Here is a 14,010-nt window from a genome sequence, read left to right on the forward strand (position 1 = left end):
AATAATTTTCATTTCAATGGCTCAGCATCACTAAACTAATCAATATTAGTCACTGCTGTACAACAAAATCGACTTGAGGAGAATAGAAATGATTAAGTCCACTGTGCATATTCAAATTTCTACAACCTGTAGTACGTTTAACAGATTGATAGGAAGCATACCTCAACATGCTCAGTTCTATGCTCGATTTATACCATGCAAGGAAACATAGACTATTCCAGTCTATTATTCATTAGGAAAATTTAATCAATAAAAAACTAAAGCAGAATCAGCCTAGGTGTTATAAATATTTACCTTTATGGCGAATTCACCACATTATCTCTCTTATTCAGATTAGATGCGGGCTTTAACATAGAGCACTTTAATTCGAGTAAAAAGAAAGCGAGCTTTCTTTTAGGCTGCTTTCTGGGAGGGTAACTCCGCGGAATTACTTTACCAATAGTTTGGAACAACAAGCGCTGTAGTACTAGAGTAATTGAATGTTGTACTCACCTCATCAGCGGGCGCAGATAATGAGTTGGTGCCACTTGCATAAACGGTTATATCTCCGTCTTTCAAAGTAAACAAATCAAGATCAACGGTCCATGTACCATCGGCTAGCACTGTTGCACTGCCTAAAACCTTCAAGCTATCGGTATCAATAGCTTTGAGTGCTATTGAGTCCCACTCCTCAAAACGAGTAGTTGCTCCATTGATAGTTACTTTTGTTGGGCCTGTGACATCGTTTATCGTTTCAAAAGCGATAGTAGGGGTTATCGCTAGCGCGTTGTCCAACGTGTATTCAACACCTGTATTACCCGCCGCATCCTCAAAGCCTTGCAGCGTTAACGCCACACTCTTCACCGAATCCGCAACCGACGCTACTTCTGCTGTACCCACCCATTGGGTTTGAGTACCCGATTGTGCTACCCAGTTGATCGCCGCTGTACCCAGCGTCGAACCCGTTGGCGTTGTGACGCCTTTGTCGAATGTAGCGGTAATTGTCACGCTCTCACCCGCCGCTGCGTGCGTCGGGTTAATCGACGTTTGGCTGTCGTCCACCGTTGGCTTAGTTTGCGTCAACGTAAATGTCGTCCCCGCTTCTTTTGCCGGCGCCTCCAAGTCGTTAGTCCCGTTCACCGTCACCGCAATGGTGCCGTCTTTAAGACCAGAGACGTCTAACGTCGCGTTCCATTTACCCAATGCAGCCACTGTCGTGGTTTGCGTGACTTCTTTATTGTCCGTATCGACCGCTTTGATGGTCAATGTGTCGGTGGTTTCGAAGCGTGTGCTATTACCACTGACTGCAACGCTTGCAGCGCCCGCTTCGTTAACATCACTGATAGCTTCAACGGTTAAGGTTGGGGTCATCGCTAGCGCTTTGCTAGAAGTGAATGCCTCACCGGTATTGCCCGTTGCATCACTAAAGCCTTGCAGCGTTAACGCCACACTCTTCACCGAATCCGCAACCGACGCTACTTCTGCTGTACCCACCCATTGGGTTTGAGTACCCGATTGTGCTACCCAGTTGATCGCCGCTGTACCCAGCGTCGAACCCGTTGGCGTTGTGACGCCTTTGTCGAATGTAGCGGTAATTGTCACGCTCTCACCCGCCGCTGCGTGCGTCGGGTTAATCGACGTTTGGCTGTCGTCCACCGTTGGCTTAGTTTGCGTCAACGTAAATGTCGTCCCCGCTTCTTTTACCAGCGCCTCCAAGTCGTTAGTCCCGTTCACCGTCACCGCAATGGTGCCGTCTTTAAGACCAGAGACGTCTAACGTCGCGTTCCATTTACCCAATGCAGCCACTGTCGTGGTTTGCGTGACTTCTTTATTGTCCGTATCGACCGCTTTGATGGTCAATGTGTCGGTGGTTTCGAAGCGTGTGCTATTACCACTGACTGCAACGCTTGCAGCGCCCGCTTCGTTAACATCACTGATAGCTTCAACGGTTAAGGTTGGGGTCATCGCTAGCGCTTTGCTAGAAGTGAATGCCTCACCGGTATTACCCGTTGCATCACTAAAGCCTTGCAGCGTTAACGCCACACTCTTCACCGAATCCGCAACCGACGCTACTTCTGCTGTACCCACCCATTGGGTTTGAGTACCCGATTGTGCTGTCCAGTTGATCACCGCTGTACCCAGCGTCGAACCGATTGGCGTTGTGACACCTTTGTCGAACGTAGCGGTAATTGTCACGCTCTCACCCGCCGCTGCGTGCGTCGGGTTAATCGACGTTTGGCTGTCGTCCACCGTTGGCTTAGTTTGCGTCAACGTAAATGTCGTCCCCGCTTCTTTTGCCGGCGCCTCCAAGTCGTTAGTCCCGTTCACCGTCACCGCAATGGTGCCGTCTTTAAGACCAGAGACGTCTAACGTCGCGTTCCATTTACCCAATGCAGCCACTGTCGTGGTTTGCGTGACTTCTTTATTGTCCGTATCGACCGCTTTGATGGTCAATGTGTCGGTGGTTTCGAAGCGTGTGCTATTACCACTGACTGCAACGCTTGCAGCGCCCGCTTCGTTAACATCACTGATAGCTTCAACGGTTAAGGTTGGGGTCATCGCTAGCGCTTTGCTAGAAGTGAATGCCTCACCGGTATTGCCCGTTGCATCACTAAAGCCTTGCAGCGTTAACGCCACACTCTTCACCGAATCCGCAACCGACGCTACTTCTGCTGTACCCACCCATTGGGTTTGAGTATCCGATTGTGCTGTCCAGTTGATCGCCGCTGTACCCAGCGTCGAACCGATTGGCGTTGTGACGCCTTTGTCGAATGTAGCGGTAATTGTCACGCTCTCACCCGCCGCTGCGTGCGTCGGGTTAATCGACGTTTGGCTGTCGTCCACCGTTGGCTTAGTTTGCGTCAACGTAAATGTCGTCCCCGCTTCTTTTGCCGGCGCCTCCAAGTCGTTAATCCCGTTCACCGTCACCGCAATGGTGCCGTCTTTAAGACCAGAGACGTCTAACGTCGCGTTCCATTTACCCAATGCAGCCACTGTCGTGGTTTGCGTGACTTCTTTATTGTCCGTATCGACCGCTTTGATGGTCAATGTGTCGGTGGTTTCGAAGCGTGTGCTATTACCACTGACTGCAACGCTTGCAGCGCCCGCTTCGTTAACATCACTGATAGCTTCAACGGTTAAGGTTGGGGTCATCGCTAGCGCTTTGCTAGAAGTGAATGCCTCACCGGTATTACCCGTTGCATCACTAAAGCCTTGCAGCGTTAACGCCACACTCTTCACCGAATCCGCAACCGACGCTACTTCTGCTGTACCCACCCATTGGGTTTGAGTATCCGATTGTGCTGTCCAGTTGATCACCGCTGTACCCAGCGTCGAACCGATTGGCGTTGTGACACCTTTGTCGAACGTAGCGGTAATTGTCACGCTCTCACCCGCCGCTGCGTGCGTCGGGTTAATCGACGTTTGGCTGTCGTCCACCGTTGGCTTAGTTTGCGTCAACGTAAATGTCGTCCCCGCTTCTTTTGCCGGCGCCTCCAAGTCGTTAGTCCCGTTCACCGTCACCGCAATGGTGCCGTCTTTAAGACCAGAGACGTCTAACGTCGCGTTCCATTTACCCAATGCAGCCACTGTCGTGGTTTGCGTGACTTCTTTATTGTCCGTATCGACCGCTTTGATGGTCAATGTGTCGGTGGTTTCGAAGCGTGTGCTATTACCACTGACTGCAACGCTTGCAGCGCCCGCTTCGTTAACATCACTGATAGCTTCAACGGTTAAGGTTGGGGTCATCGCTAGCGCTTTGCTAGAAGTGAATGCCTCACCGGTATTGCCCGTTGCATCACTAAAGCCTTGCAGCGTTAACGCCACACTCTTCACCGAATCCGCAACCGACGCTACTTCTGCTGTACCCACCCATTGGGTTTGAGTATCCGATTGTGCTGTCCAGTTGATCGCCGCTGTACCCAGCGTCGAACCGATTGGCGTTGTGACGCCTTTGTCGAATGTAGCGGTAATTGTCACGCTCTCACCCGCCGCTGCGTGCGTCGGGTTAATCGACGTTTGGCTGTCGTCCACCGTTGGCTTAGTTTGCGTCAACGTAAATGTCGTCCCCGCTTCTTTTGCCGGCGCCTCCAAGTCGTTAATCCCGTTCACCGTCACCGCAATGGTGCCGTCTTTAAGACCAGAGACGTCTAACGTCGCGTTCCATTTACCCAATGCAGCCACTGTCGTGGTTTGCGTGACTTCTTTATTGTCCGTATCGACCGCTTTGATGGTCAATGTGTCGGTGGTTTCGAAGCGTGTGCTATTACCACTGACTGCAACGCTTGCAGCGCCCGCTTCGTTAACATCACTGATAGCTTCAACGGTTAAGGTTGGGGTCATCGCTAGCGCTTTGCTAGAAGTGAATGCCTCACCGGTATTACCTGTTGCATCACTAAAGCCTTGCAGCGTTAACGCCACACTCTTCACCGAATCCGCAACCGACGCTACTTCTGCTGTACCCACCCATTGGGTTTGAGTACCCGATTGTGCTGTCCAGTTGATCGCCGCTGTACCCAGCGTCGAACCCGTTGGCGTTGTGACGCCTTTGTCGAATGTAGCGGTAATTGTCACGCTCTCACCCGCCGCTGCGTGCGTCGGGTTAACCGACGTTTGGCTGTCGTCCACCGTTGGCTTAGTTTGCGTCAACGTAAATGTCGTCCCCGCTTCTTTTGCCGGCGCCTCCAAGTCGTTAGTCCCGTTCACCGTCACCGCAATGGTGCCGTCTTTAAGACCAGAGACGTCTAACGTCGCGTTCCATTTACCCAATGCAGCCACTGTCGTGGTTTGCGTGACTTCTTTATTGTCCGTATCGACCGCTTTGATGGTCAATGTGTCGGTGGTTTCGAAGCGTGTGCTATTACCACTGACTGCAACGCTTGCAGCGCCCGCTTCGTTAACATCACTGATAGCTTCAACGGTTAAGGTTGGGGTCATCGCTAGCGCTTTGCTAGAAGTGAATGCCTCACCGGTATTGCCCGTTGCATCACTAAAGCCTTGCAGCGTTAACGCCACACTCTTCACCGAATCCGCAACCGACGCTACTTCTGCTGTACCCACCCATTGGGTTTGAGTACCCGATTGTGCTACCCAGTTGATCGCCGCTGTACCCAGCGTCGAACCCGTTGGCGTTGTGACGCCTTTGTCGAATGTAGCGGTAATTGTCACGCTCTCACCCGCCGCTGCGTGCGTCGGGTTAACCGACGTTTGGCTGTCGTCCACCGTTGGCTTAGTTTGCGTCAACGTAAATGTCGTCCCCGCTTCTTTTGCCGGCGCCTCCAAGTCGTTAGTCCCGTTCACCGTCACCGCAATGGTGCCGTCTTTAAGACCAGAGACGTCTAACGTCGCGTTCCATTTACCCAATGCAGCCACTGTCGTGGTTTGCGTGACTTCTTTATTGTCCGTATCGACCGCTTTGATGGTCAATGTGTCGGTGGTTTCGAAGTGTGTGCTATTACCACTGACTGCAACGCTTGCAGCGCCCGCTTCGTTAACATCACTGATAGCTTCAACGGTTAAGGTTGGGGTCATCGCTAGCGCTTTGCTAGAAGTGAATGCCTCACCGGTATTGCCCGTTGCATCACTAAAGCCTTGCAGCGTTAACGCCACACTCTTCACCGAATCCGCAACCGACGCTACTTCTGCTGTACCCACCCATTGGGTTTGAGTACCCGATTGTGCTGTCCAGTTGATCGCCGCTGTACCCAGCGTCGAACCCGTTGGCGTTGTGACGCCTTTGTCGAATGTAGCGGTAATTGTCACGCTCTCACCCGCCGCTGCGTGCGTCGGGTTAATCGACGTTTGGCTGTCGTCCACCGTTGGCTTAGTTTGTGTCAGCGTAAATGTCGTCTCCGCTTCTGCTGCTGGCGCATTCAACTTGTTTGTTCCGTTAACCGTCACTCTAATGGTGCCATCTTTAAGACCAGACACGTCGAGCTTTGAACTCCAATCACCGTCAGCGTTTGGATTTGGATTTGGGTTTACGGTTACTTCGCTCCCTTCCGAGTCCCTTGCCTTAATCGTAAAACTATCACCGATTTCAAAGCGTTTACTGCCGCCACTGACTGTAACGTTAGCAACACCCTCTCCGTTAACATCACTGATAGCTTCAACAGTTAACGTTGGCGTGATTGGCAATTCATATGACGTGTTATCCTCGCCCACATTGCCTACTAGGTCTTTATATTGACTCACCACTAGGTCAACACCGAGTTCTGGTACGTCTGGGACATTCACGGTTCCGGTCCAAACTTTCTTATTTTCAGTATCAGAAATCATAGTAATATTGTTCGCGCCTAATGTAGCCTTGGCCTCTTGCAACTCTTTGTCAAACTTAAGCTCAACTTGAACATCCTTACCGATTTCTTGATAAGTAGGATCAAACGTCACTTTGGTCAGCGTTGGCAGTACACCCTCGACCCCCATAACCAAACTATCCCCTGTTCCGGGGATAGTATTTACGCTTTCGTAACTATTATCACCGACCCGTATGGTTATGTTTTTATCTTGTTTTTCAGGAGCTATGTAATTGACCGTCCAAGTTATGTTGTCTGTTGTACTCCATGATGCTTGCTTCAGCTCGCCTGTATCATTACCATCACTTGCTTGAATCTCTACATCTGAAAATTCAAATTGATTAACCTCTTCAGTGAAGGTAAACAAAAGTGGAATTTCGACTCCACCAGCCAAAGGCATTGATGCTGCCGTTGATATTGTTAGCTCTGGAATACTTGCTGCTTCAACTTTTGTATTTAGTGACTTTTCGGTCTTGTGTTTAACTAAGTCGTCTGCTGTTACCGTTATTAGATAATCGCCAGGAGATAAAAGATAACGTATCAAGTAAGGGTCACCGTCTTTGATTGGTTCTTCAATTAACTGTGGGTTTACCGGGGCATCGGTACCGTTGTTTGCAGTAGAATTAACACTGCTTAGATTTTTATCGAAGACGTATGCTCTTACATCCAAATAATATTGCCCTTCCTCCGGAATCATCGAATCCTGAGTACTGGTGATACTTGAAATGACCGGAGCTTGGTAATCAACAATGGACGCAATGCCTTTAGAATCGTAAGTCTTATTGAGCACATTAACGTCGGTTATGACTCGCCCGATAGAATCGGTTACGGTTACTTTTTGCCTATACTCAGCTTGAGCATCGATATCAAATGTCATCGTATCTGAAGCTGTTGAAGAGGCTATTTTTCCAGAAAACTTAATTGTGCTACCTGAAGCTGGAACCAAATCTATAGAATAGGAAGCAGCTTTTACATCCTCTCCCTCATCAGAAGTAATGGTGAACGCTTGGCTTTCATTGGTAAAAGCAAGCTTATCCCCTTGTAAACTTGTTATTCCATCAAAAGCCAAATCAATAGTTGGTACCCTAATGTCAATATCAATCGTTTTGTTTTGAGTCCAACCTACATTGTCAGTTGCTTCGACATTGACTCGTATCGAATTCAATCCCTGTAACTCAGTTTTCGGAAGATCAAAATAGAGATGCGAATTGTCGGGAATGTTATCTTTATCGAAGACATGCTTAGGATTGCTTAACGTGTATTTAACGCTTGCAATTCCACTCCCTTCATCCCAAACCGAAAACTGGAATCTAACCAAGTTAGCATCGTCCGGAGATTCATTGAGGGTAACTGTATCGTCAATATTTGGAACGCTATTATCGACCGTTACACGGACTTCATCGCTCTTTGATTCACCCCATACATCAATAATTTGTATTCGCGGCTCAATTTTTTTGCCATCAAGTTTGTCACCTAATGGCGCGGTAAACGTAGAGCAAGAATAGTCATCCTCGCACTTAATGAAAGAAGGGCTAAAGTTCTCTGGGTTATCATTTAGATTGTATGAAGCATCATCTAGAGTCACGACGATATTTTCCAGATCATCATTTTGTCCGACCTTTACCTTGAAATTCATTTCAAGAGTCTCACCTCGAATAAAAGTATTTTCAGCAGGGCTGGTAATGGCGATTTCTAAATCGCCCCGGGCTGGAAGCAATAATTCTAACGCATGATCCGAACCCAAGTTTCCGGCGATATCAGACAAGTTCTTAATCGTGTATAAATGCTGCAACGCCCCTGGATAGAGGATATCGGCATACAAACCTGTATACGAACAGGTCGTTATACCCAATTTCGTGCTACAGCTATTTGGTTTAAAAGACTTGTTGAATCGGTTTCTTATTAATAATGGCTCATTACCATCACTAATATCCACACCAGAAAGATTGTCTTTGAAGCTCAATGTTAAGCTCAAAATTTTCTCACCTTTGTCGTTCAAACCAACGTCATTACCAGTAAATTGATATGTGTCCTGTTCAACCGTTGGGACATCGATATCCATCATATTAAAGCTGAACTTATTAACAGTTTCAGTGCCATTCGTTCCGACTGTTTTAGTTATCAAAACCACAGGTGAAACAGACATATTCACATCAGTTGTAACGCTACACTTATAATTCTCTTGAGGATTAGTTATAACACCTGAATAAGCATAGTTTGGACCATCTTCCGGTACACCTTCTGATGTGTAATTTTCTCTTACCCAACATTCTAATGTTCTCGCTTTTACCTCACCCACAGGGTCAAATTCAACATTAAGGGTACTTCCCGATATATGACTTTGGAAGTCAGTCGGTTTTGCGATTGACAGAGCTACGCCTTGACGTTGCACATTGATACTTGCTGACCTTGTTGCAGACGGCCTTTCTTGTTCTGAGTTATAGCGAACATTATTATAAACTTTGAATTCCAGCTGATAGGCTCCGTCTTCCGTTAGATCGGCCTCTGTCAACCTAGCTTCCCATAAGCCGTCTTTCTGAGAAAATGAGATGTTGTTGGTTTGTTCACCATATTTATAAGTACCTTCAACTAGCGGGATCCCGCTTTCGTCTTCGGCAGCAATACTGATAATTACAGGTTCACTACGAGTAATTTGTATCTGGCCACCAGCAGAAGAAACTGGTGTGCCACCTTCATATGTGAAAGTAACCGATTTAATCGTGGGCTTTGAGTTTTGAACTTTAACCACATAATCTACGCTTGTCGTATTCCCTCTAATGTCGGAACCACCTAATCTGATTGTGCGAGTCGCACTATCGACATAGTTTTCGCCTCCTAAAGGGATCTTCATTTCATCACCAACTAAGGTGCTTGCATCAGAGGGGTTTTCTTTAAAAGTCCAATACTCTAATGTTTCTTTGTTAACACCCTCTGACGAAGGTGTTCCCCTGTCATTTAAATCTTGAGCAGAAAGGTTGAATACATAATTACCAAGATAGAAACTTTCCGGATCAAACCCATTTAACTTTAATGATGGACCTTCACGATCTAACAGAATAGTTCTTATTTCCGTTTCAGATTCAAATCCATATTCGTCTACAGCTTTAAGGTACAGATTAGCCTTTTTGTCTTCCCCAATTACGATAGCGTCACTTTGTGTTTCTGTAATTACGATATCAAAAGGCTGCGTTGGATCTTTGGGGTCAATTGAACGTATTGCAGTTGCTTGACCTTGTTGCCAAAGTTCAACTTTAGATACGTCAGAATCGTCAGATACTGACGTAATCTTCACTGTAAAATTGGTACCAAGAACATAGCTTTCACCGGAGTTTGTATCTATTACCCACGGGTCAGCAAGTTCAATTACTGGCCCCTTATTATCGACTAAGAATTCAAATTCACCACTGTGTGTACCCAATGGAAAAGAGCTGTCTGTTGCTGTTACGTAGAAAAAGTTTTTCTCATTATATTTAAATGCATCTGCAACTAGTCTCACCTCTACATTAGGCTGAATACCAAAGAGATACGGTTCAGTACTCTCTTCAGGTTCGGTTTCGTACTGTTGTAAAGTGAAACGCCTTCCAGACTCTGGCTTCATTTCGACTTTAACCAAGCTTCCAGGGCTTAAACTCCAAGTAATATCAGGAACCCAACTTGAGTTACCACCCAGATGGTTGGCAATTTTAGATCCGTTTACTACCGGACCTTTTGAATCAAGTAATACACTAAATTGAGGAGCATTGGTCGTCTGACGGTTAACTATATTAGACAAATTGTCTTCAGCACTCACATATACAGTCCAATTACCATCTTTTGGACTAAGAATATTATCTTCTGCGCTACATTTTTCTCCAGAGCATAGTTTCACCTTAAAATATTTTTCTTCATTACTTGAAAAACGGTTCGGAGCATAACTATTGCTTTCTCCTGTGGCCGCGTTATAGAAAGTTAGGCCGCGCTTATCCAACTTATCCCCTACAGGATCATCAATTGTAAAAGTGAGTTCTTGGTTATAATTGGTGTTCAGGTAGACGCCCTCTTCGACCGGGTTATCGTCACCACCGATCGGGGGAGTGTAAGTGACCAAAGGATAATCATTATCGATATATAAGGTTTCTATATGGGGATCTTCCCCATTGTAACCATAGCTATTTCCATGCTCGTCCATTGCACTCGTTATAAGCTCAAACTTGTCAATACCTGTGAGATTTGACGACTCAGTATCAAGGGTAAATAGATACTCTTTTTTATAACTATCACCACCTGACTCTCGAATATTCAGGTCAATTGGAGTTCCCGTATTCGGTTCAGTTTTTTCATACCACATAGTAACAAATGATGGCTGACTGCCTTCTTCTACTACAATGCCAGATGGATCTTCCAAAAGAATCTGCGAATTTAAAACACCAGCAACGTAACGTTTATTTCCAACCCATGTTTCTCGGCCATTTTCGATACTTAGCGAAGGTTGAGGCGGTGATTGATCAATACTTTCGACATCACCGTCTATGATCTGTTCGCCATCTAGGCTTGGGTTAGCCATTGATATCTGATCGGCGTATCGCTGAGCTAGGTTAGCTGTAACACCATACTTTTCAGTCATAATGTTATAGTACGATTGCGCTAAGTCATTACGGTAAGACTTTGAGCTAAATTCATATGAATCTAGAACTATTTTTTTACCCCCACTACCAATACCGTTAGCTTGGCCATCGTACTGCAAGTCATCATAAATAGCGGAAGCAAAATCAACAGAGTTACTTAGTAGCATATTGTTTACTTGGGTAATGTCGTAAATCGCTTCTACTAAAAACCTATGAATGTAATTATTTGGCAGTTTTTCCGGAATAGCACCTTTCAACATTTCATTCGTCGCATACGAAACGATCGTTGGGTCGAAACCAAAGAATGAGTCACTTCCACCAGCGAGAGCATATTCTACGTCGTCTAAAATTCGTGCGGCATTCTCAGGGGTCTTGTTTCCAGCTTCAACTTGATTCCATTGAGAGTCAAACAGTCCGGTCTGGTATGTTGCTAGCTCGGTAATATAAAAAGTTTTAGAACCATTTAGTTTGAAGTAAGCTCCTATATTCGCGCTATTTAAGTTCACTTGTTCTGATTGTGTACCCGGATCACTTTCCCACTTGTAGTAATGCGGTTGTGTATTACCATCAATACCGATTAGCCGCACTCGCATAAAGTCGTAGTTAACTACATCGGTTGTTGTTTCACACCCAGCAACATCTAGTGCTTTATTTGTTCCATCACTTTCTAAGTGTTGAATAGTGGTACATCTTCCTAACGAGGTAAACTCCCCCTTCGAGTTTAACCCCTCCAATTGCACACTAGCCCCGATAAATGGAGTAACAATCGTCATTGTCGGTAAGTCGAAACTACTACGAAAATATACCTCTTGCTCAGCACTTTCATTTTCAGACTCGTCAATAGTTTGAATCACTAGTTTTTGACTGCTGTTCTCGGATGTAGAATCGAAGTTGTCACCAAGTATCTCTTTTACAAAAGGAACATAATAGATGACCTCATTTACGTGCCCTTCAGTATCAGAGATAGTTTCGTGGGGTATTTTAGCGGCAGAGGCTACGGTATCGGTCACCTTCTGAAGCGCGTAGTTGTTATCATTATTTGGGCTTACTAAATACTTAACAACTAGCTTAAGTTTGTCGGCACTAGATCCTAACCCCGTATCTCCATTGCCATCTGAAACTCTGACACGAACATATGGAATTTTGTTATCTTTGAGGTGGTTGACATTAAAGTCACTGAAATCAACACCTGGAATTGAGCTTAAAATCCCCTTACTCGCGTAAATGTAATCAATCTTCAAATAATCACGAGTGGATTGAACCGTTTCTGATGTGTAGGTATCTTGCGTATAAACATCTTCTTTAGATACTCGCTCCCCATCAACACTAACGTTGATATAATTCATTGGAGCATTCTTTGGATAGCTAATTACTTGCTCCGGAGCTTGATCATCCTTAGTTACTGTATGTGGCTCTATTCCTACATTCCCTTGCGTATCTGTCGCCGTAATTTCAAATGAAGTTGTTGATGATGAAAAGTCCGCTGCAGGATAGCTCTCTTCGAAGCTACAAGCGCTACCAAACTCAGCGTTCATCGGCTTACATTCTAAATTTTTAGGTAGTTCTCCATTGATTCTTACCGTCGTTGATTCGATATTTTGATAATCTTCTTTTATAATTCCTCTAAGAAAATAGTTATCATCTTTACCATTGAAAGTCTCTTCTGAAGTTACCTCAATTACTGGTGCATTGTTGTCCCATTCAAAGTTTATATACTGGCCAACATCTCGCCCTTGAACTAATTCGTTGCCTAAGACATCAGTCGTATAAAAAACCAAACGTGCCGCAGTGACATTTGAGAGTCCCACTTCTACCGCGTCAATGGCTTTTGTGTCTACACCTACTTTAATACTTGTTTCTCTAAGACCAGATTCAAAGCCGTCGAACTCCAAGAAACAAAACTCACTATCCGAAGTTTGTTCATCGTCACATTGACTCTCGAGAGACCAGACACCGTCCAGTTGGTATTCAAGGTACGCTGAAACACCTTGAACACCAATTTCATCATTGAGCTTAATATCCACTTTATCGAGACCTGCCAATACATCACTGTCTGTTCTAGACACTGTAGGCGCTTCGGTATCAATTTCGGTTTCATCGCGAGGAGGGATCACACCGCCAGTACCGCTATTGGTGCCTTGGTCATTAATCTTACGGCTAAACTCAACATAGTCGTCTGCGTCTGTTCCTGAAATATTTAAGTTAGGATCATTGACGACAATTAGAACATGCTGTGCCAAATCGTTAGTGTAAATATCACTAGAGACTTTTTGTTGACCGAAGGTTAAAGGGGTTACCCCTCCCGACACAGTACTTATTTCCAGCCCATCAAGAAGACCATCGGCAATGACATCTCGATATTGGATATCAGCCAAATGCATCGATGTGTAAATATTACTCTGAGTATCACCGTATTTTTGAATTAGGTCGTACGAATAAGAAGAATAAGCGGTTAACAAAGCACCATATTGGTGACCGGATGTAGCAAAACTACTTTGACCACCTTTAGTAATGTCTATCGGAGTAGTTTCATTGACATCGAAACCATACATATCGTTAATGCTATTTAGTGATTCCGATATAGCAGTAGAGTCTGACACTCCCCTGCCTACTTTGTATTGAGTTAAGCCTGAAACGATGTTCGTCAAAGGGGTCAGCATTAAGTTTTGATCACGCCCTTCTTTGTAATTGAGCATAGCTTCTAAACGCAGCGTTTTGCCGTTACTGACAGACACTGTATTTTTCGTTAAGGGATCAGTATAACTGCCTTCTTTAGCTACGATGAAAAGTGGCATCGATGAAGATTCAAATTCAACCTTGTAGTCACCAAAAGCATCGGAAGTCGTACTTGCTAACTTCCTACCTAGGTTTCCATCCTTGTATTCAAACACCTCAATTTTCGCACCGCTCACAGGAGCGTCAAAAACGTTACCTGAGATGCTTCCGGTATTCCTTGCTGGCGGGGTGTTATCACCTCCACCTTCCCCACCGCCACATGCGCTTAAGATAAGCGACGTAACAATAAGACCTAATGTTGATTTCAGCGTATTTTTAGTGAACATAGTATTCTGGCAGAGTATATTTTGCCGCGATTATATTATCGTCTAAAATTTTCTCAACATGACATAATAACT

1 protein-coding gene is annotated in these 14,010 nt (G+C 45.4%); it reads right to left on the minus strand.

Going from position 1 to position 14,010, the window contains the following annotated elements; translation table 11 throughout:
* Positions 1 to 432 precede the first annotated feature (432 nt).
* Positions 433 to 13,938 carry a tandem large repeat gene (locus tag QWZ07_RS02445; RefSeq protein ID WP_290253556.1) on the minus strand — a complete coding sequence of 4,502 codons (13,506 nt, stop codon included), beginning with the start codon at positions 13,936 to 13,938 and terminating at the stop codon, positions 433 to 435.
* Positions 13,939 to 14,010: the final 72 nt, after the last annotated feature.

The organism is Vibrio lentus, assembly GCF_030409755.1.
Lineage (GTDB): Bacteria > Pseudomonadota > Gammaproteobacteria > Enterobacterales > Vibrionaceae > Vibrio > Vibrio lentus.